Raw genomic sequence first — 20,212 nt, 5'->3', positions numbered from 1 at the left:
CCACGATCACACGATGATCCAGAATCACAGAGATCAGCAAATTTCGTGACAACTTGTGAAAAGTACCTACGTGCGGCGATCAGCGCCCGAGCGCGTCGAGCAGCTCGCGCTCGCGCCCGGCGCTCAGACCGGCCCGCCTGACCCGCTCCAGCCCCTGCTCGCGCTCCCACAGCAGGGTGTCCGCCAGCAGTTCGGCCCGGGGCCGATGACGCAGCCCGGCGGCGGCAGCCGCGGACCCGTCGCGGGCCGACCACCCTTCCCAGCCCGGCTCGACGAGCCACATCGGCAGCGACTCGTCGCCCATGTACTCGGTCACGCCGTTCTCCAGCAGCCATGCCGGGGCGGCGGTGACCACCGGCCCGGTGTGCCCGGCGGCGGCGCGGGCGAGCTCGATCCACTCCCCGAACGGCACGACCGGGCCGACCGCGTTGTAGGTGCCGGCGGTTCGCTTCTCCGCCGCGTCCAGCAACCAGGCCACGAGGTCCCGTACGTCCACCACCTGCGTGGGTATGTCCGGCGTGTCGGGAACCAGCATCGGCCCTCGCGGGTCACGGGCGGCACGGGCCGCCCAGTAGCCGGAGCGCCCGCTGTGGTCACCCGGCCCGCCGATGAGCCCGGCGCGCGCGACGAGGAGCCGGTCGCCCACCGCGTCCGCGGACGCCTGCTCGCAGGCCGCCTTCGCCTCCCCGTACAGCTCCCGGCCGACCTCGCGCCGGTCGGTCGGCGGCAGGAGCGGCGCGGACTCGTCGGCGCCCGGCGTCGCGTGGGAGGCGTAGACGTTGCCGGAGGAGACGTAGGTCCAGTGGCGGGCCCGGCCGCCCAGCGCGCCGAGCGCCTCACGCACGAACCCGGGCTGCCAGGACACCTCGAAGACCGCGTCCCACGTACGGTCCGGCAACGCGTCGTACGCGGCGGGATCGCGCCGGTCGGCGGCCACCAGCGTCGCGCCCGCCGCGACGTCCCCGCTCTCGCCGCGCGCCAGGCACGTCACCCGATGACCGCGCTCCATCGCCACCCGCGACAGCTCCCTGCCCACCCACGCCGTGCCACCCAGCACCAAGACATCCATCCCGACACCCAAGCAGCCCGACCGGCCGGACATCCAGCCATATTCACTCACAGCGCACCCGGACCCGGCAGGATGAGTGCCGTGCAGGACTGGATTCTCGACTTCGCCGAGTACGTCCGGGAGCTGTTACCCGAGCCGCTCGCGGAGCCGTTCATCGCGCTGGCGCGTCCGGCCGTCCGGCTGTCGATCGCCGAGGAGGGCGAGACCGTCGTGGGCCGGCTGGGCGGCCTGCCCCGGCTGCCCGAGGGGGTGCCCTGGCCGGGCGGCGGCTCGGCGATGCAGTTCCTCGCCGAGCTCGACTGCGCGGCGCTCGCCGCGTACGAATCCGACCTCGACCTGCCCGCCGAGGGCGCGCTGCTGTTCTTCGCCGCCTGGGACGGCACGGCCGCGCGGGTGATCCTGCTGCCTCCCGGGGCGGTACGCGTGCCCGAGCGCGAGGCGCCCGTCAGCGGGGACGCGCGGTTGTTTCCCGAGGCCCCGCTCGCCGCCGAGACCGTGGCGACCTGGCCGACCCGCAACCATGACGAACTGGTCAAAGTGGGCGACGAGATCTGGGACCGCGTCGTCGGGGAGGACTGGGAGGTGTTCGCGGACCAGCTGGCCGAGTTCGCCGAAGCGGAGGGCGGCCGCGCGCACCAGGTCGGCGGCTACTCCGACGCCCTGCACCGGCCCGTCGAAGCCAGTGCGGCGGCCTGGACCGGGCTGAACTCGGAGGATCCCGGCTTCGCGGCGGAGGCCCTCCGGTGGTGCAACCTGCTCCAGCTCGACGAGGACAACGGCATGACGTTCGGGGACGGAGGGATCATGATCTTCGGCATCCGCCGGGACCGGCTCGCCGCCCGCGATTTCACCCAGATTTTCCCTTACATCCAAGGACACTGACTCCGGTTGATACGTTCTGACCCGTGAAACGCGGCGGCCGGACACGTGGTAGCGGAGCTCGGGGCCTGGTCGTGCTCGGCTGGTTCCTCCTCGTCCTGGGCGGCTGCGCGGCCCTGACCGGGGCGGCGGTGCTGGTGCTCGGGTTGATGGGCCTCGGCCTGGGATGTCTCATCACCGCCGTCGTCCTGGCGGTCGAACACCTCCCGCGCCACTGGTATCCCCAGAACGATCCCGACGCCGGCGAGGTTCGCCGAGCCGCTCGTCCCCGGCCATGAGCGAGTGCGGCCGTCACAGGTGCCGTTCCAGGGCGCGGCGGTGTTCCGTGACCCAGCGCCAGGCGTCGCGCACCGTACGGACGACGCCTTCGTCCCGCAGGCGCGTCATCGCCGGATCGCCGGCGGCCGCACCGGCGGCGATCCCGCGCCGGCAGCGGTCCTGCCACCACAGGATCGTCTCGACGAGCCGCTCCTTGCCGTCCAGGCCGTAGACGTCGCAGACCAGCCGCAGCGACCGTCCCGCCTCGCCCACGTCCGCGATCTCCGGCCCCAGGTTCACGTACTGCCAGCACACGTGCGCGACGTCATGGATGCGCGCGCCCGGCGCGGCGATGTCCCAGTCGATGAAGGCCACCGCCCACGGGCCGCCGTCGCGCTCCCGGTACACGGTGTTCTTCGGCGACAGGTCGTTGTGGCAGACCACTTCCCCGCCCTCGGCGAGCGGGGTTCCCGCCGTCAGGTCGTGGAACTCCCGTACGAGCTCCACGACGGAGACCAGGCTGTCCTCGGAGGCCACCCGCAGGCGCTGATCCGGCTGCCAGGCGACGAGTCCGGGCAGGTAGCCCAGCATCTCCCGGCCCTGCCCGTCCGTCCCCAGGAACCGGGGCGCCCCCGCCCACCCCCGCCGCTCGAACAGCTCCAGCAGATCATGCACGAAGTCACTCCGGGGCGTCAGTGCCCGGCGCACGGTGTCACCGACCCGGACGACCTCGTTGACGAACCCTCCCGGCAACCGCTCTTCCCGCACATGTCCCCCTGACCGCGACACCGCACATGACTTCAGGCGCTCCGGACCGGGCCCGCGAGCCGTGGACCGACATCGGGGAACGAGCCGTCGCCGAACAAGATCCGCGCCGCCAGCGTACGCCCGGCACGGCCGCGCAGCGCGGTCACCGCCGCCTCGGCCGCGGCCGGGGACCGGATGCCGGCGAACACCCGGCGCAGCAGCAACCGGCCCCGGAACCGGGCACGCAACGCGCCTCCGTCGTACCGGCGCAGCACGCGCGCGTCCCCCGTACGCAGGTAGTCGGCGGCGACCGCCGCGGCCAGCTCGGACATGCGCAGACAGGGGTCCAGCCCACCGGCCGTCAGCGGCGACACCGCGCCCGCGGCGTCCCCGACGAGCAGCCCCGCCGGGCACGCCAGCCGCCGCAGCACGCCGCCCACCGGGATCGGCCCGCCCCGGCGCTCGACCGGCCCGGTCGGCGCCGAGCGGCCGGGCGCGTCCTCGGCGAAGGCGTCCAGCAGGTGCCGGATCCCGGTACGCATCGCGCCCGGATACCCCGCGACCCCGACATGCGCATGCCATCCGTCGTCGATCACCCAGCCCAGATATCCGGGAGCGACCCGCGGATCCAGCACGCAGTGGAAGGCCGGGGCGGTCCTGCCCGGCGCGATCGGATGGACGATCTCGGCGCCGACGAGCAGGCGGCGGTTCACGTCGAGTCCCAGATCACGGGCCACCCGCGACCGGGCCCCGTCGGCGCCGACGACGAACCGGGCCGTCACCGGCTCCGCGCCCACGAACCGCACCAGCCCCGCCGACATGCCGTCATACCGTACGCCCAGCAGCACCCGGGCCCCGGCCGACTCCGCCGCGCGCCGCGCGTGCTCGTAGACGGCCGCCATGTCGGCCACCCGGTACTCGTCCCGGTCACTGGTGAGCCGGACCGGCGACCGCCGCGACGGCGGATACAGCAGCACGTCCCTGATGCCGGGCCCGAGCAGCCGGTCCGGCAGGTCGAAGTCGTCGAGGGTGCGCCGTACGAAGATCCCCGTCGTACGGATCCCGGCCGACAGCGACCTGCGGCGGTCGGCCACCATCACGTCCAGGCCCCGCCGCGCGAGCAGGCGAGCCGTGTGCAGGCCGGCCAGGCCCGCGCCCACGACGAGTACGTCCACTGTCTGCATATCCTGCGACGTTAGGCGCGACACCCCGCCCATCCGGTCGTTTGCACGCTATCCGCCCGATACCTCCACAACGCCGCCACATAGACGGTTACTTGACCACACGTCCCGTGATCTTCCGCCCGTCCAAGGGGGCGGCCAGGCAGTACACGGTCCTGGTGCGGGGCCAGTCCTCCTGAGCGGGCCAAAGCCCCCATAGGCCCATTTCATCCCTTTTCGAGTCTTCGATGCGCATTCTCGGAAGGCATCCGACTTCCATGAGCCGCGTCATCTCCGCTCCCGGATACGGCCCTTCCGGGAGGACGTACGTGGTGGCGAACTCGGCCGAGTGCGGCACATCGCAGGGGACGACGGTCACCGTGAACGTCTCGGGCAAGGGCTCGACGCAGTCGCCGGGCCTCAGCTCGGTGGCGTGGTACTGCTGCGGCGGCGTTCCCGAGGCGGAGTCGGGTGTCGGCGCGGACGACGCCGGCGGCGAACCCGCGCAGCCGGCGATCGAGACGAGTAAGCACCAGGCCACCATCCATGTGCGAACCATGACGAAGAGGGTGACAGCTCCAGATCACCTTGCGCCAGGTTCAACGGGCCGAGGCACGAAGGGCTGCCGCGATCCAGGCGAAGAGCGCGGGGGCCTCCTCGCCGAGGTCGGGCGGGGTCCCGTTGATCACGGCTACCAGGGACAGGTATCTGCCGTGGGTGGCGTCGTACCGGGCGTTCTCTTCCGCATCCGAGCGCTGGATCTCCTCGACCATGAGGAAGGCCGTGGCCAGCCGCTCACGTGACTCGGCCGTGGAGCGCCCGCCGGCGAGGGCCCCGGCGGTCGCGTCCGCCATGCCGACGACCAGCTCCCGCGACCGCGGGGAGTCGGCCGGCAGCCCCGAACGATACGCCTCCAGGACCTCCTTCCCGATCTCCATCCCCTCCTGGTGGATGAAGTCCCACACCGGCGCGTCGGCCAGCCGCCGTCCCGGGAACGTGCCGTAGGTGTCCTGGAGCCAGGAGCGGACAGCGCCGCGGAACTCCTCGCCCCGCACCAGGTCGGCCAGCTCGATCCAGGCTTCGAGCTGGGCGGCCGTGGGGTCCTCCGGCAGGCGCGGCCGCATCGTGTGCAACCGCTCGACGAAGCCGGGAGGGACGTCCAGGTTCTCGCCGACCTCGTTCCAGAAGTCGTCGAGCAGCCGCTCGCGTTCCTCGTCGGGCATCGAGACGAGCTTGTGCATCAGGGCGACCTTGGCGGCCGTGCCGCCTTGCTTGACCAGGGTCCTGAGCACGGCCCGCCTGGCCCGGAGGTCACGTTCCTGACGCTCGACGAGCTCCAGGTGCGTCGCGAGGAGATCGTGCAGCGACGTCTCGCCGTCGAGCAGCCGGCGGATGTCGTCCAGCCCCGCGTCCAGGTCCCGAAGGGTACGGATGAGCTCCAGCCGGGCGATGGCCCGGACGTCGTACAGTCGGTAGCCCGCCTCGGTCACGTGGGTGGGCGCGATGACCCCGGCGTCGGAGTAGTAGCGGATGGCGCTGACGCTCAGACCGGTCCGGCGCGCCACATCCCCGATCGGGTACGTCTCGTTGTTGTCGTCCATGCCCGTCACTGTGACTCCTCCGCTCCCTGAAGGGAGCGGCTTCTCGCTAAGCCGCTTCCGCAGCCTGGCGAAGGGCAAGCCCTGCCCTCAAGATGTTGACCGCCGCGTTCACATCAGCGTGCGCGGCATGCCCGCACGACACGCACCGGAACTCGGCCTGGGTGAGGCGGTTCTCCTTCGCCACGTGCGCGCAACGCGAGCACGTGCGGGAGGTGCCGGCGGGGTTCACCGCGATCAGCTTGCGACCGGCGCTTTCAGCCTTGTGCGACAGGATCGTCAGGAACACCCCCCAACCCGCATCCAGGATGCTCCGGTTGAGGCCGGACTTCTGTGCGACGTTCCGGCCGGGAGCCTCGATCGTGCCGGACGCCGAGCGGGTCATGTTCGTGATCCGCAGGTCTTCGTGCACGATCACGTCGTAGGCGCCGACCAGCACGTTCGCGGCCTTGTGCGCGTGGTCCAGGCGCTGACGGCGGACCTTGCCGTGCAGGGCGGCGACGCGGGCCACCGCCTTGCGCCGCCGCCGGGAGCCGCGCCGCTTGCCGGCCAGGTCGCGCTGCGCGTCCGCCAGGCGGCCGGCGGTGGCGGCCAGATGGCGCGGGTTCGCCACCTGCACGCCGTCGGAGGTGGTGACGAGCGAGGCCACACCCATGTCGATCCCGGCCACCGCACCCGTCGCAGGCAGCGGGCCGACAGGTACCTCGTCGCACGACAGGACTACGTACCAGCGGGAGCTCTCACGCTTGACGGCGATCGTCTTCACCCGGCCGCGCACGGGCCGGTGCCGGTGGACGCGGACGTGCCCGACCCCCTGAAGCCGGACATAGGTGGCCGAGGGGTGCTCGGGCTGGGAGTCCCACCGGCAGCCATCACCGTCCTTCGGCCACTCGACGGTGTCGAACCAGCCACGGCCCTTAAAACGCGGGAAGCCCGGGGCTCGTCCGGCCTTGACGCGGGCGAAGAACGCGCGGAACGCCTTGTCGAGGCGTCGCAGGGTGGCCTGCTGGGAGGAGAACGACCAGCGGCCCTGCCCGCCGGTGTCATCGCCCCGGATGTGCTTCAACTCAGCCGACTGGTCGCCGTACCGGACGCTCACGCCCGCCTTGGCGTAGGCGGTGCGGCGGTGCTCCAGGGCTGCGTTGTAGAGCTGCCGGTGGTCTTCCAGACACGCGGTGAGAGCGATCTCCTGGTGGCGGGTGGGGCGCAGCAGGAACTTCAACGACCTGCGCACACCCCACCTCCCATCACACTCGGTAACGACATTGCCACGATATCGGCCGGCGCCGACAAAACCAGGAAGGACATCCCTGATGCGCGGACCTGACAGGTCAGGGCACGCTCGGGCCTTGGCGGCTCTCCCGCTCCCGATTCCCCCGTTGTCTGAAGGCGACGGTCCCCTCGGGAGGATCTGATGGAGTCTCAAGCGGCCTGAGACTCAAGCCCCGCTCTCGCACCGTCGCGCCCCCACCACAGGAGGAACCTGGTGACCAGCCACGGCGCCCAGACCTTGGACCCCTTCGGCACGCTGCGCCGCGCGTTGTGGATCGGCGGCGGCCAATGGGCCGGCAAGTCGACCGTCGCACGGCTCCTGGCCGTCCAGTACGGCGTCACCGTCTACCACTACGACTACCACGACGCGCGCGGCCACAACGACCGCCGGATCGCCCGTCGCGTCGGCCGCGGCGAGCCGGTCACCGGTCCCGACCCGGACCGGATGTGGGTCCACACCACTCCGGAGGAGATGGCCGCCGAGACGCTGGCCGGCTTCCCGGACCGGTTCGAGTGGGCCCTGGACGACCTCCGCGCGCTCGTCTCGGGTCACCCGATCATCGCCGAAGGCTGGGGGCTCCGCCCCGAACTCGTCGCGCCCGTCATCGACTCACCGCGCCGGATGGTCGTCATCGTGCCCACCCCGGAGTTCCGCCTGCGCCAGGTCCAGGAGCTCCCCCGGGCCGCCTCACTCGGGCACCGCGTCAGCGACCCGGCCCGGGCGCAGGCCAACCGCCTCACCCGTGATCGCCTCGTCGCGGAGGACGCCGTCCGCACCGCCCAGCGGATCGGCATCCGGGTGATCGAGGTCGACGGTTCCCGCGACGCCGCCGCGATCGCCGAGCTCGTCGCCGACCACTTCAGCCCTTACCTTCCACAGAAGGTCTGAAAGACGGTCACTGGCCCCATTGCTCCGGCTCCCGTCGTCCGTACTCGACCAGAAGTTCCATGACCCGCCGCTGGCCGGGGCTCCGCGACCTCGTCGATGAGGGTCGTCCACGTCGGCCTCCGCCAGCGCGGCCATTTTCAGGTTCCACTCCTGCCACGGCGAGCTCTGCCCGACACCGGCGCGATAGGGGTCGACGAGCTCGGGAGACGACGTGGGATCGTCCCCGTGTGGCCTGGACCGGGGGTGGACTGGTCGAGCCCGACCCCAGCACCCAACATCTCCAGCGCATTTCTAGTCGATGGTGGGCTGACCGGCGGAATCGCGGGCGAGGGCGACGATCCGCTCCAGAGCCGCCGCATGCCGCTGGAAGGCCAGCCGCCCCTGCGGGGTGAGCTGCACGTACGTCCGCCGCGCGCGCTTGTCCTGGTCCTTACGGACGATGACGTACCCGGCGGCGGTCAGCGCGGAGACCTGCTTGGACAGCGCCGAGTCGCTGGTGCCGACCGAGTCCCTGAGGAAGCCGAAGTCCACCCATTCGGCCGGCGCCAGCAGCGCCACGATCGACAGGCGCGCCGGGACGTGCAGGAACTCGTCGAAGAGCGGATCCATCAGGCGACCCTGCCGTCCTGCTGGACGATCGCCTTCATGAGGGAGCGGTTCACGGGCGTGGCCGCGACGTAGGCCAGGGCCGCCACGGTCGCGCCCGCGGCGGCCTGTGACAGCAGCCCCTGAGACGGCAGGTCGAACAGCGCGAAGGAGGCGATCCGGCCGACGATGAAGGCCACCATGATGCAGGCCAGCAGGCCGCCGTGGAAAAGGACCTCTGGCGGGGTGGGCTTGCGGCGGACCGAGGCCCGGTGCTCGTGGACGATCCCCACGCCCGCGTACACCGCCCACCCGAGCGCCAGACCGACGAAGTTCCAGGGGCGCGGGAGGTCGATGGCCGCGAAGGCGGTGAAGAGGCCGAGCGCGGAGATGACCACGCGCGGAAGCGCGAAGCTCTGGCGGACGATCTGCTCACGGGTCCTGTCCTGGAGGCGGTGGATGTCGTCGAGCGAAGCCTGGGCATCGTGCTGGTTCATGGGACTATCCCCCGAGGTCGACTACTACTTTCCTATAAGGAAAGTACCATCTGTTTTCCTCGCAGGAAAGTAGTCGACGGAAGCCGTGCGGTGCCTCCCGCACGTCCATTCCGCCCGTGTCCGTCAGCGCGTCGGCGACCTCGCCGAGTCCCATGCCCAGCGCGGTGAGCTTGCGGATCTGCAGCAGGCGGCTCAACGCCCCGATGCCGTAGGTCCGATAACCTCCGGCGGTACGCTCCGGCTCGGCGAGCAGCCCGATCCGGTGGTAGTGACGGACTGTCCGGGGGGTCACGCCCGCGAGCTTGGCGACTTCGCCTATCAGCAACATGGCGAACAGTAGAAGCCCTGTCCTTGCCACAAGGTCAAGCCGGCCCTGAGAGCGCGGCCGTCGAACGGGCGATCTCGTGCTCGGTGCGCGTCCGCCACACGCCGTCGGTGGAGCCGAGACGCGCGCGGCAGGAGGTGAAGTACTCCAGGGCTCCGCGCTCGTCCCCTCTCCGGCGGCACAGCTCTCCGAGGGCGAACGCGGTCAGGGCCTCGCCCTGCGCGTCACCCGCGCGGGCGCACATCTCCATGCTCTCCCGCAGCATGCCCTCCGCGCGGTCGAAACGCCCGAGCGCGGCATGGGCCTCGCCGAGCCTGCGCAGGGTCGCCCGTACGCCCTTGGGCCACTGGAGCTCGCGGCTGAGGTCCAGGCTGGCCTGGTAGTGGCCGATCGCCTCCTCGACCCGGCCCGTCTCGTAGCACGCGATGCCGAGGCCGCGAAGGAACCCGGCGCGATGCACCTTGCTCCTGTCGTCGGTCGCGATCTCCAGCGCGCGCCGGCAGGTCCTGATGATGTCGTCGTAACGGCCCTGGAGGACCGCGACCCCCGCCACGACCATCCAGGCCGCCAGCATCCCGTGGGCGTCGCCGGCCGAGCGGAGCGCGGAGAGCGCCTTGGAGGCGTTGGACAGGGCCTGCTCCAGTTCCCCTGATTCGAACTGGCAGGAGGCGAGCCCGACGAGCGCGTACCCGCCCGCATGATGGTCGGCGACCGCCTCGAAGTGCGCCAGCAGCGCACGGAACTCCGGCTCGACCGTGTGGCTTCGACGCCGGTCGATCTCGACGTCGGCCCGGACCAGCCGCGTGTGCGTCTCGGTCCGCGTGTCGCCGTGCCGCCGGGCTGATCGGATCACGGCGTCCAGCACGTGACCCGTGTCGTCGTGGAAGCCGCGTACGGTGCCGAAAGCGGAGAACGCGTAGGCGAGGTCGGCGGCGACGGACACCATGCCCGCCTCGGCCGTCGCCTCGATGGCCGAGACGAGGACCGCGCGCTCCGCGAGCAACCAGGCGCGTCCCTCGGCGGACGGCGGTGCCGGGATCTGAGCTCGCGGCGGGGCGACGGCGTGGGGAAGCTCCCACGACGCGGCGGTGACCCGGGCGAGCGCCTCCGCGGCGAGCCGGCCCAGCGCGTCCGACCGGGACTCCGCACCGGACAGCTCGGAGGCGAAACACCGCAGCAGGTCGTGCATGTGGTAGCGGGGCTGCGCGGCTCCGTCGATCTCGTCGGCGGTGAGCAGGCCCGCGGCGGTGAGCTCCTCCAGGGCGTGGTCCACGACGCGGGCGGGCTCCCCCAGCAGGGCGCCGATGGACCAGGCGGCCACGCCGTCGACTCCGAGGTGCCCGAACGCCTGGAACGCGCGCCGCGCCTCGTCGGACAGCGTCGCATAGCTCATCGCGAAGGGCCGGCGGATGCTCAGCCGCCCGGACCGGAGCTCGTCCAGGCGGGTCGAGGCGTCCGTGAGCCGGTGGGCCAGCTCGGCCAGCGGCCATGCCGGACGGGTGACGAGGCGCGCCCCGGCGATGCGGAGCGCGAGCGGGAGCCGGCCGCATGCCCGCACGATGGTCTCGGCGGCCTCGGCGGCGCTCTCGACACGGTCGGCGCCGACCACCTCCGCGAGGAACTCACGGGCGTCCGCGGGCGACGGCACGTCCAGCGTCAACGCGGTGGCACCCGCCAGCATGGGCAGCGGCCCCCGGGACGTGACCACCACCGCCGACCTCGACGTGCCCGGGAGCAGCGGCTGCACCTGGGCTTCACCGCCCGCGTCGTCGAGCAGCACGAGGACGGCGCGGTCGGCGATCCTGGCCCGGTACAGCGCCGCGCGGTCCTCGACGGCCGCGGGCATCATGACGCCGTCCACCCCGAGCGCTCTGAGCAGTTCGGCGAGCAGGTCGGCGGGGTCACGGGGTGCGGGCGAGGCGCCGTCCAGCCGGACGAACAGCTGGCCGTCCGGATAGTGCTCCCGCATCCGGTGGGAGACGTGGACGGCCAGGGTGCTCTTGCCCACACCGGGCGGGCCGGACACCACCACGATCAGCGGTGCGGCGGAGCGCGTTCCGGTCCCGCGCAACGCCTCGACCATGGCGCGCGCCTCGCGGTCGCGCCCGACGAAGTCGGCGACGTCCGGGGGGAGCAGGCAGACACTCGCTGGACCGGGGACGACCCGCCCCGGTGCCGGCGGGCGCTGGGCGGGGGCGTCGTCGAGCAGCGCGGCGTGCAGGTCGCGCAGCTCCTGGCCGGGTTCGACGCCCAGTTCGGAGACGAGCACGGACCTCGCCCGCCGGTAGGCCTCCAGCGCCTCCGCCCGCCGTCCCGCCCGGTGCAGCGCCAGCATCAGCCGGTGCCACAGCCGCTCGCTGAGCGGCGCGGCCTCCACCAGCGCCGTCACCTCGCCGACCAGCTCGGCGTGCCGGTCCGACCGCAGCCGCAGGTCGATCCAGTCGAGCCGGGCGCTCGTCGCCTGCTCCTCCAGCTCGCTGATGCGCGGGGTCAGCGCCGCGCCGAGCGCGGCCCCCTCCGCGGGTCTGCCGCGCCACAGCAGGAACGCCTGCTCGAACAGGGGGAGGGCGTCGTCCACGTTGCCCAGGGCGACCTGCCGCCTGGCCTGCCGTACCGCGTCGCCGAAGGCCAGGAGGTCGAGCCGGGCGGGGGTGAGCGGGAGACGGTAGCCCTGGTCGTGGGTCTCCACCTCGATCGCCGCCCTGCGGAGCAGGGACACGTAGCTCTGCAGGTTGGCCCAGGCCGATCGGGGCGGATCATCCCAGACCGACATGACCAGGCGGTCCTTGGAGACGACCGTGTTCGGATGCAGCAGGAGGGTGGTGAGCACCGCGCGCGGCTTGGGCGGTAATCGCACCGGACGCCCTGAATCGAGGACCCGAAGAGGCCCGAGGACAGCGAAATCCACACGCGCCCCGCGTTCCACGGACATGTGTAGCGACCTTATAGAGCTTTTGTGGAGCTGCCTAGAACTCTTGGTCGAGAAGGACACCGGGAGGAGGTGCTCAGCATGAAGATCGAAGTTCGCAAGGTCGAGGCCGTCAAGGCCACCGCCGCCCCGCCCGTCTGAGGCGTCGCCACCTAGCAGGCGGGGGACGGCCTGGCCGTCCCCCGCCCCCTGTCACCGTGATGGATCGGAGTGGCGATGCGCGTCATGTTGAAAGAGTGCGTCTGGGAGTCCCTCGGCGACGACCTCGTCGTGGTCCACGACCCCAGGGAGGCGCTCACGCTGGCCGACCCCGAGGGGAGGGTCGCGGCGCTTCTCGGCGTACTCGGCCGGGGCCCGGCCTCGGCCGAGGAGCTGTCCTCCGCGCTGGCCGCCCGGGGCATGGCGGTCACCGTCACGGAGGTGCAGGAGGGCCTGGCCGGGCTCGACTCCCTCGGGCTGATCGAGAACGCCGCCGAACGATGGCTGGGTGACGCCGCCGCCGACGAGCGGCACTTCTCCAACCTCACCTTCTTCGGTTCCTACGCGACGCTGGAGAGGTCCCGGGCGGAGTTCGTCCGGCGGCTGCGCGACTCCCGCGTCCTGGTCCTCGGCGTGGGCGGCGGCGGCTCCTCGCTCGTCCAGTGCCTGGCCGGACTGGGCGTGGGCGCGATGACGCTGGTGGACCGCGACGACGTCGCGCCGCGCAACTTCGCCAGGCAGTTCCTCTACCGGCACGTGGACATCGGGCGGTCGAAGGTGGAGCGCGCCGCCGCGTGGGTGCACGCGTACGACCCCGGCATCGAGGTCCGAGCCGTCGACCGGTGGATCTCCGGGCCTGACGACCTCAAGGGCCTGTTCGACGGCGTGGACCTGGTGGCGGGCGGCCTGGACGGGGAGCGCGACGCCCACCTCTGGGTGAACGAGGCCGCCCTGCGGGCCGGCGTCCCGCTCGTCTCCGGCGGGATGACGCGGACCCAGCTCATCTACTCCTCGGTCGATCCGGGCAGGAGCCCGTGTCTGCGGTGCGACGACTCGGACCGGCCCTCCCCGGACGAGCCCACGTCGCGTGGCGTCGCCCACCGGCTCGCCCAGGGGCTGCGGTTGAACAACGGGCTCAACGGGCCGATGGCCATGCAGGTCGGCTCGCTGATCGCCTTCGAGGCCCTGCGTTACCTCACCGGGTTCGAGCCGCCCCAGGCCGCCGGCGGCCGCGTCACGCTCGACCTCCGCGACGGGCTGCGCGCCTCCTGGGAGCCGTTCCCCCGCGATCCCGGCTGCCCGGCGTGCGCGCTGGTCCCGCGGTGAGCGGCACGACGGTCCCGCTGCGCGCGCTGACCCTGGTGCCCGAGGGCGACGAGGTCGTGGTCGGCGACCCCGAGACCGGCACGTTCGTGACCGTGCCCGCGGTGGGCGGGGTGGTGATCTCCGCGCTGCGGCGCGGCGCGACGACGGACGAGGCCGCCGCCGAGGCCGAGGCGTTCGCCGGTGAGCCGGTCGACGTGCCGGCGTTCGTCCAGGTCCTCACCGAGCTCGGCTTCGTCGACGACCGCACCGGCGAGGAGCGCGAAGCCGTACGCACCGCGCCCATCCAGTTCCGCCGCTGGATGGGCGGCGTGAGCCAGAGGCCGGCCCGCCCGTTCTTCGGCCCGGTGGCCTGGACCGTCTACGCCGCCTGCGCCCTGTTCTCCGCCGGCGTCTTCGTCGTCTCGCCCTCGCTGTTCCCTCAGCCGGCGCGGGACGCGTTCCCGCTCGGCGACATCGGCCTGAGCGCGCTCCTCCTGGCGCCCTTCGCGCTGGCCTCGACGGCCCTGCACGAGTGCGGACACTGGCTGGCCGCCTGTGCGGCCGGGGTCAGGTCCCGGTTCGGGATCGACCGCCGCATGATGCTGCTCGTCTTCGAGACCGACCTCACCCAGGTGTGGACGGTGCCCCGCCGGCAGAGGTACGCCCCGCTGCTCGGCGGGCTGGCGGTGGACGCGGTGCTGCTCAGCCTGCTGCTGAGCGGGCGCCTGATGGTCCAGGCGGGCCTGTGGACGCCCCCGCCGACGGTGGACGCGCTGCTCGCGGTGTGGGTGTACGTGAAACTGACCGGGATGCTGTGGCAGTGCATGATCTTCCTCCGCACCGACCTGTACGCGGTGCTGGTGAACGCCCTGGGCTGCCGCGACCTGTGGCGGGTCAAGTCGCTGATGCTGCGGCAGGCGTTCGGCCGCCTGTCCCCCGGTCAGGCGGCGGAGCTGGCGCGGGCGTCCGCGGCCGACCGGCGGGCCGGCCGCTGGTTCCGCTGGGTGTGGCTGGCAGGGTTCGTCGGAGTTCTCGGCTGGTTCGCGTTCTTCCTGCTTCCCGTCATCGTGACCGTGCTCCAGTGGACCGCCGCCGGTCTGGCCCTCGGCCCTCTTACGGGCCGGTTCTGGTACTCCCTCCTCTGCGCCGCCCTGCTCCTCAGCCCTCAGACACTCGCCGCCGCTCTGGCCGTCAAGGAGTACGCCCGCCGGTTCCGGCAACGCGCTTGACTCCGTATCGTTTGTCGATACCATCGAAACTCGATAATATCGATCAACGATGCGGAGCCGTACTGTGCCCCTCAACAGATCCACCCCCCTGAAGTGGACGGCGATAGTCGTCCGCGTCTTCCTGGTGCTGTTCGCCGTGACGACGGCCACCGAGGTCGGGCGCGCGGTCTTGACCGGCGGAGAGAACGCGTGGGGTTCTCTCGGCACCCAGAGCCTGGTGTGCGTGTCATCACCGAACATCCTCGACGTGGAGGGCAACGTCGCCGAGAACCCCCAACGCCGGAAAGCCGTGCAGACGAGCGGCGCCCTCGACACCGACCCCTACCCCGTGGAGAAGGGAGTCGAGTTCGTCTACGACCTGCCCCGGATCTGCAAGGACGACTCCAGCCTCGGCACGCAGCTGCTGTTTCAGTCGTCGCGGTTCGCCACCGCGCTCGTCCTGCTCGTCTCGATCGTCCTCCTCGACCGGCTGATCAGAGGCGTACGGCGGGAGAACGGTTTCGATAAGGTGGTCGTCCGCAGGCTGTGGTTCCTCGGCGTGTTCGTCATGGCCGGCACAGTCGCGGCGTCGCTCTACACGACCGTCGTCGAGACCGGCCTGGCCGTGTCGATGGTGGCCGGCTCCATCAGGGACGTGTGGGAGATGGCCCTGTTCGGCTGGACCGTCCCCTGGGCGTTCCTGCTCGCCGGGCTCGGACTCGTGGTGATGTCGAAGGTCGTCAGCGTCGGCGCGCACATGCGCGAGGAACTCGAAGGAACAGTCTGATGTCGCCCGCCGAGAACCCCGAGCACACCATCGAGGTGCACCTGGACAGGTTGCTCGAAGAGCGCGGCATGACGGTGGTCGAGCTGGCCGACAGGGTGGGCATCACCAACGTGAACCTCTCGATCCTCAAGAACAACCGCGCCAAGGCGATCCGCTTCTCCACCCTGAGCAAGCTCTGCGAGGTCCTCGACTGCCAGCCCGGCGACCTCCTGTCCTTCACTCCCCGCTCCTCCACGGACTGACCGCGCGAGGCGGCCGCCCTGACGCCTACCCCACGGCGGCCCGGAGGCCGAGGACGACGAGGACGACCGCCGTCAACCTGCCCGCCGCGCGCCTGAACCCGGCCCCGCGCACGAAATGCGCCCCTCGGTGGAGGAGGCCCGTCCAGGTCAGCAACCACACCGCCATCAGCAGGGCGTGCGCGGTGGCCAGGGCGAGGATCTGCCCGCCGAGATCGTGGCCGGGCAGGACGAACTGCGGGACCAGGGTCAGATAGATCGAGGCCGCCTTGGGGTTGAGCACGTTCGCGAGCAGGGCTTGCGTATAGCCGGAGCCCGACCGTTCCGGCTGGTCCGTCAGCGCGGGAGGCGAGGGCAGGGTGGTCGAGCGCCACGTCCACAGGCCCAGGCCCACGAGGTAGACCGCGCCGAGGAGCTTGACGGCGGTGAAGGCCTGGCTGGAGTGCATGACCAGTGCCGACAGGCCGGCGGCGGCCAGGGCGGCGTGCCCGTACAGGCCGGTGACCGTACCGAGGATGACAGGGATAGCCTGACGGCGCCCGCCGGCGGTGACGTGCTGGATCAGCAAGGTCAGGCTGGCTCCCGGGGTGGCGATGACGGGCAGGATCGCCAGGAGGAACGCGGCGATCGCGGACGGGTGGATCATGCCTGGAGCACGACGCGGAAATGGGTGGTCAGGCGGCCGTCGTCGTCCAGGACGTGGAAGGCGAGGCCGGGCGGTTGCTCGCGGTCGGCGGGCCGGTCTCCCTCCCACGGCATGCGCAGGGTCCAGGTGACGGCCGGTGCGACGATCAAGGGGCGGCCCGCGAAGGTGGACGCGGCCGCGGTGTGAGCGTGCCCGGTGAGCACGGCGGCGACCCGCGGGTGGGCGTCGAGCAGCGCGGCCAGGTCGCCGGGCTCCTCCAGCCGGGAGGAGTCGGGCAACGGGTGGTGGAGTTCGACGGGCGGCTGGTGGAAGGCGATCAGCGCGGGCGTGCCGGGGGCGAGCCCGTCGAGGGTGGCGTACATCCAGGCGAGGGTCTCGGGGTCGAGCCGGCCCTCGTCGTGGCCGGGGATGGTGGAGTCGCACATCAGGATGGCGGTGCCGGCGATGTGGTGCACCTGGTTGACGGGGCCGGGGCCGGGCGGCTGCCGCAGCAGCGCCTTGCGGTAGGCCGGGCGGGCGTCGTGGTTGCCGGGACAGGTGAGCACCGGGAAGGGGGCGGCCAGGATCCGGGCGGCCTGCTCGTACTCGGCCTCCTCACCGTGATCGGCGATGTCGCCGGTGACCAGCACGGCGTCGACCGGGCGAGGGAGCGCCCGCAGGTGGTCCATGACGCGGGTGGCGCGCCGGGTCGCCCGGTCGGTGCCGTCGAGGTGCAGGTCGCTGATCTGAGCCAGCAACAGCGTCATCGTGTCACCCTTTCGTCTAATGGTTAAATGGAATTTACCGTTAGAGACCGTAGGGTACGGAAGAGGAGCGGGCAACCGGAAGGGGTTGGAGTGGAACGCTGGCCGGCCTTGGAACTGGCGAGCACGATCCGCCATGACGGCAACGGCGGTGTCGCCGACGACCTGGCCACGCCGCAGAGCATGACCCGCTGGATCGGCCGGCAGGCGGAGCTGCTGGCCGGCCACGTCGACGTCGCGCAGCTCAGCGGGGACGAGCAGCTGAGAAGCGAGATCGTCGAGCTGCGCCGGGCCGTGCGGGCGCTGTTCGCGCGAGCGGTCAGCCCGGCGCCGCCGAGCCGGGCCGACGCCCACCGGCTGATGCCCGCCGAGCAGGCGCTGGCTCTCCTCAACGCGGCGGCCGCCCGCGAGGCGATCGTCCCGCACCTGCACTGGCCCGCGGACGGGGAGCCCAGCACAGGGGTGCTGTCGGCCGAGCCCGACGCCGACGTCCGGCTGATCGCGGCCCTGGCGCGGGCCGCCATCGACTTCCTGAGCGGTCCGCAGCGCGAGCGCCTGCGGGCCTGCGACGCGCCTCGCTGCGTGCGCTACTTCGTCCAGAGCCATGGGCGGCAGGAATGGTGCAAGCCGTCATGCGGCAACCGAGCCCGCGCGGCCCGCCACTACCAGCGCCACAACGCCGCTCTCCCCGAGACCTGAGCGTGCCGGGGCGAGGGGGTTGGCCGGAAGACCATGATCGTGTTTTCTGGAGGCACCCCCCCACCTGAGGACAGCCGATGCCCCAGCCCTTCACAGCGCTCGCCACCGTGCTCGCCACCGTGCTCGCCACTGTGCTCCTGTCCGCCCTGCTGACCGCCGGTCCCGCCGGCGCGGCGGCGGACCCGCCCTTACCCTCGGCGATCTTCCGCGCCACCCACAACAGCTACTCCGGCGACCTGGACGGCACCAGGGGCTCGATCACCCGCCAGCTCGACCAGGGCGTCCGCTTCATCGAGCTCGACATCCACGACAACGGCTACGCCACCGCCCGCGACTACGCGATCGGCCACGACGCCCCCGGCGACCTCGTGGACCGCGCCGGCAACCCGGCCTCGAACCTCCTGCGCGACTGGCTCACCGTGATCGACACCTGGTCCACGAACCACCCCACCGCCGCGCCCATCACCGTCGCGCTCGACATCAAGGACGACCTGACCGACAACACCTCGTACGCCGCGGGCAACCTCGCCGCACTCAACCAGGAGCTCGTCTCCGTCTTCGGCGCCAAACTGCTGCGCGCGTCCGACTACCCGGCCACCCCGCCGACCGTGGGCGCGCTGCGCGGCCGCGTCCTCGCGCTGCTCTCCGGCAACGCCAGGACCCGCGCCCTCTACAAGCGAGACTCCGGCACCAGTCCGGCCGTCGCGATGAACGGCCGCGGCCAGGTCGTCGAGGTGCACGACTCGGGCTCGGGCGACCTCTGGTACTGGAGCGGCACGTACGGCTCGGACGGCACGGTGACCTGGCTGCGCCACGGCCGCTACGACTCCGGCATGACCCCCGCCGTGGCCCTCAACGACCACGGCGACCTGGTCGAGGTCCACCGCTCCCAGAACGCGACCACCCTGTGGTACCGCGTCGGACGGCTCGCCGCCGACGGCGAGATCACCTGGTCACCGAGCCGCCAGTACGACAACGGCGTCCTGCCCACGATCCGGTTCGACGCCACGGGCACCCGGCTGCGCGAGATCCACCGCAGCCAGAGCAACAGCCAGAACTGGACCTGGGCAGGCGCCCTCGACCCCGCCGCGCGCACGGTCACCTGGACGGGCAACGCCAAGACCACCGACCCCCGCCACGACAAGACCACCTCGGCCGCCGGCGCGTCCAGCGTGCGCGTCTGGACCGGCGCCGACGGCCCGACCCCGGCCCAGACCCTGCGCGTCGACACGGCCCAGCGCACCGGTGACCGCATCCGCTACCAGCAGATCGCCTTCGACGAGTTCCAGCAGGGCGACAGCGCCGAGCTCCAGCAGGGCGCGCTGTACTACGCCGCCCCCGCCAGTCAGTCGTCGTTCATCACCGCGGCCCGGCAGGCCGGACGGCTCGTCCGCGGCTGGAACCTGGACTCGGCCTCCCAGGCGACCGATCCCCTGGCCACCTTCCCGGCCACCAATCACCCGTATGCCAGCTGGTACCAGAACCTTCTCAGCCAAGCCGGCACCGTCCAATGACCGGCCGTCAGGGCGTCTCGCCCGGCCTGTCGACGATGCCGGAGTCCAGGACGGACATGGCCATGCTGTGACCGCCGCGCACGCTCTTGACGCCGAGGTAGCGGTAGGTCCGGGGATCGAGAATCGTGTACCCCTTGCCCGCCTCGCCGAGATCCAGGACGACCGCCAGGCCGGGGCGGCCTTCGGCGGTGGCGACGTTCTCCTCGATCGTGACGCCGGGGATCTTCGCCATCGCCCTGAACATCGTCGCGGCGGTGTCCGGCGGAATGATCGGCCCGTACTTCAGGTACCACTGGATCGCACCGTAGGCGCGGCGGTCCCGTTCGCTGCCCGGCGGGCATTCGGGCTCGCAGATCGACAGGGCCGCGCGCTCGCGCTTGAGCCGGTAGAAGTGCCGCAGCATCGCGTCCGGGTCGCCGGGCAGCGCTTCTATCTCGCGCAGGGTCTTCGCGGAGTTGGTCGGCCCCTTCTCCGACTCGCTCACCTTCAGCTCGCCGTCGCTCCCCCGCAGAGCCGTCATGGCGCCGTCCATCCGGCTCCAGTGCTCGTACACGGGGAGGGAGTCGACCGGCTGCGACTCCTTCATGTAGAACCACTGGTCCGGCCGTACCGTGGTCGCCTTCGTCCTCTCGGCCACCAGCGCGGCGTTCTCCAGCACCGCGGCGGCGCTGACCGGCGGCTCGCCCTCTTCGGTGGCGCCCCCCAGTTGGGTGGCCGCCACCGCCACGGCCGCCGCCAGGCCGGCGGCGCTCACCAGTGCCCCCAGGCGCACGGCCCGCCTGGGCCGGGCATCAGGAGTACGGCGGATCTCGGTGAGCAACCTGTCCCGTGCCGCGCTCAGGTCGGTCGGCGGCGGGACCTCGTCAGATCGGGAGGGCGTCGTG

Annotated in this window: 21 protein-coding genes; 9 read left to right on the top strand and 12 right to left on the bottom strand. The window is 71.9% G+C overall.

What is annotated here, in order from left to right; genetic code table 11:
- Positions 1-79 precede the first annotated feature (79 nt).
- On the bottom strand, positions 80-1,069 hold the full coding sequence (locus KME79_RS34720) for an NAD-dependent epimerase/dehydratase family protein (protein WP_219549410.1): 990 nt from the start codon (positions 1,067-1,069) through the stop codon (positions 80-82).
- A gap of 81 nt (positions 1,070-1,150) precedes the next feature.
- Between KME79_RS34720 and KME79_RS34715 the strand changes: the two genes are divergently transcribed.
- Positions 1,151-1,951, top strand: a complete 801-nt coding sequence (locus KME79_RS34715) for a DUF1963 domain-containing protein (protein WP_219549408.1) — start codon at positions 1,151-1,153, stop codon at positions 1,949-1,951.
- Between the two features lie 23 nt (positions 1,952-1,974).
- A complete protein-coding gene (locus KME79_RS34710) occupies positions 1,975-2,226 on the top strand; it encodes a hypothetical protein (RefSeq protein WP_219549406.1) in 252 nt (83 codons plus the stop codon).
- 13 nt (positions 2,227-2,239) lie between these two features.
- Here the strand turns inward: KME79_RS34710 and KME79_RS34705 are convergent, their stop codons facing one another.
- The 4 genes from KME79_RS34705 to KME79_RS34690 all read right to left on the bottom strand — a co-directional run bounded on the left by KME79_RS34705 (position 2,240) and on the right by KME79_RS34690 (position 6,945).
- Positions 2,240-2,881, bottom strand: a complete 642-nt coding sequence (locus KME79_RS34705; RefSeq protein ID WP_308249167.1) for a phosphotransferase family protein — start codon at positions 2,879-2,881, stop codon at positions 2,240-2,242.
- Between the two features lie 125 nt (positions 2,882-3,006).
- A complete protein-coding gene (locus KME79_RS34700; protein ID WP_219549402.1) occupies positions 3,007-4,137 on the bottom strand; it encodes an NAD(P)/FAD-dependent oxidoreductase in 1,131 nt (376 codons plus the stop codon).
- Positions 4,138-4,712: 575 nt separating this feature from the next.
- Entirely contained in the window at positions 4,713-5,714 is a 1,002-nt protein-coding gene (locus tag KME79_RS34695) for a MerR family transcriptional regulator (RefSeq protein ID WP_219549400.1), read from the bottom strand.
- Between the two features lie 46 nt (positions 5,715-5,760).
- The gene (locus KME79_RS34690; RefSeq protein ID WP_219549398.1) at positions 5,761-6,945 is read right to left on the bottom strand and encodes an RNA-guided endonuclease InsQ/TnpB family protein; all 1,185 of its coding nucleotides are present in this window, start codon (positions 6,943-6,945) and stop codon (positions 5,761-5,763) included.
- 252 nt (positions 6,946-7,197) lie between these two features.
- Between KME79_RS34690 and KME79_RS34685 the strand changes: the two genes are divergently transcribed.
- Complete coding sequence (locus KME79_RS34685) at positions 7,198-7,872, top strand: hypothetical protein (protein ID WP_219549396.1); 675 nt, start codon at positions 7,198-7,200, stop codon at positions 7,870-7,872.
- A gap of 291 nt (positions 7,873-8,163) precedes the next feature.
- Here KME79_RS34685 and KME79_RS34680 read toward each other — a convergent pair whose 3' ends face one another.
- From KME79_RS34680 to KME79_RS34665, 4 genes are read right to left on the bottom strand one after another with little or no spacing between them, the layout of a single operon-like run.
- Complete coding sequence (locus tag KME79_RS34680) at positions 8,164-8,481, bottom strand: winged helix-turn-helix domain-containing protein (RefSeq protein ID WP_219549394.1); 318 nt, start codon at positions 8,479-8,481, stop codon at positions 8,164-8,166.
- Positions 8,481-8,954 carry a hypothetical protein gene (locus KME79_RS34675; RefSeq protein WP_219549392.1) on the bottom strand — a complete coding sequence of 158 codons (474 nt, stop codon included), beginning with the start codon at positions 8,952-8,954 and terminating at the stop codon, positions 8,481-8,483. The genes KME79_RS34680 and KME79_RS34675 overlap by 1 nt, the downstream gene beginning before the upstream one ends.
- Positions 8,955-8,958: 4 nt before the next feature.
- Positions 8,959-9,282, bottom strand: a complete 324-nt coding sequence (locus KME79_RS47225; protein WP_308249166.1) for a MerR family transcriptional regulator — start codon at positions 9,280-9,282, stop codon at positions 8,959-8,961.
- Between the two features lie 34 nt (positions 9,283-9,316).
- The gene (locus KME79_RS34665) at positions 9,317-12,136 is read right to left on the bottom strand and encodes an AfsR/SARP family transcriptional regulator (RefSeq protein WP_219549390.1); all 2,820 of its coding nucleotides are present in this window, start codon (positions 12,134-12,136) and stop codon (positions 9,317-9,319) included.
- A gap of 288 nt (positions 12,137-12,424) precedes the next feature.
- Between KME79_RS34665 and KME79_RS34660 the strand changes: the two genes are divergently transcribed.
- From KME79_RS34660 to KME79_RS34645, 4 genes are read left to right on the top strand one after another with little or no spacing between them, the layout of a single operon-like run.
- Positions 12,425-13,513 carry a HesA/MoeB/ThiF family protein gene (locus tag KME79_RS34660; protein ID WP_219549388.1) on the top strand — a complete coding sequence of 363 codons (1,089 nt, stop codon included), beginning with the start codon at positions 12,425-12,427 and terminating at the stop codon, positions 13,511-13,513.
- On the top strand, positions 13,510-14,721 hold the full coding sequence (locus KME79_RS34655) for a hypothetical protein (protein ID WP_308249165.1): 1,212 nt from the start codon (positions 13,510-13,512) through the stop codon (positions 14,719-14,721). The genes KME79_RS34660 and KME79_RS34655 overlap by 4 nt, the downstream gene beginning before the upstream one ends.
- Before the next feature lie 49 nt (positions 14,722-14,770).
- Positions 14,771-15,487, top strand: coding sequence for a DUF2975 domain-containing protein (locus KME79_RS34650; protein ID WP_219549384.1), 717 nt, complete (start codon positions 14,771-14,773; stop codon positions 15,485-15,487).
- Positions 15,487-15,729, top strand: coding sequence for a helix-turn-helix domain-containing protein (locus KME79_RS34645; RefSeq protein WP_219549382.1), 243 nt, complete (start codon positions 15,487-15,489; stop codon positions 15,727-15,729). The genes KME79_RS34650 and KME79_RS34645 overlap by 1 nt, the downstream gene beginning before the upstream one ends.
- Before the next feature lie 25 nt (positions 15,730-15,754).
- Here KME79_RS34645 and KME79_RS34640 read toward each other — a convergent pair whose 3' ends face one another.
- Both KME79_RS34640 and KME79_RS34635 read right to left on the bottom strand, forming a co-directional pair.
- Positions 15,755-16,372, bottom strand: coding sequence for a LysE family translocator (locus KME79_RS34640; protein WP_219549380.1), 618 nt, complete (start codon positions 16,370-16,372; stop codon positions 15,755-15,757).
- Entirely contained in the window at positions 16,369-17,118 is a 750-nt protein-coding gene (locus KME79_RS34635; RefSeq protein ID WP_219549378.1) for a phosphodiesterase, read from the bottom strand. Before KME79_RS34635 ends, KME79_RS34640 begins: the two co-directional genes overlap by 4 nt.
- Positions 17,119-17,208: 90 nt before the next feature.
- Here KME79_RS34635 and KME79_RS34630 point away from each other — a divergent pair, with 90 nt between their 5' ends.
- A complete protein-coding gene (locus KME79_RS34630) occupies positions 17,209-17,814 on the top strand; it encodes a CGNR zinc finger domain-containing protein (RefSeq protein WP_219549376.1) in 606 nt (201 codons plus the stop codon).
- 77 nt (positions 17,815-17,891) lie between these two features.
- A complete protein-coding gene (locus KME79_RS34625) occupies positions 17,892-19,328 on the top strand; it encodes a PI-PLC domain-containing protein (RefSeq protein ID WP_219549374.1) in 1,437 nt (478 codons plus the stop codon).
- 7 nt (positions 19,329-19,335) lie between these two features.
- Here KME79_RS34625 and KME79_RS34620 read toward each other — a convergent pair.
- A partial coding sequence (locus KME79_RS34620) for a CU044_5270 family protein (protein WP_219549372.1) occupies positions 19,336-20,212 on the bottom strand: 877 nt, incomplete at its 5' end.

It is taken from the genome of Nonomuraea harbinensis, from assembly GCF_019396385.1.
GTDB classification, from domain to species: domain Bacteria; phylum Actinomycetota; class Actinomycetes; order Streptosporangiales; family Streptosporangiaceae; genus Nonomuraea; species Nonomuraea ferruginea.
This window is presented reverse-complemented; position numbering and strand designations above follow the sequence as displayed.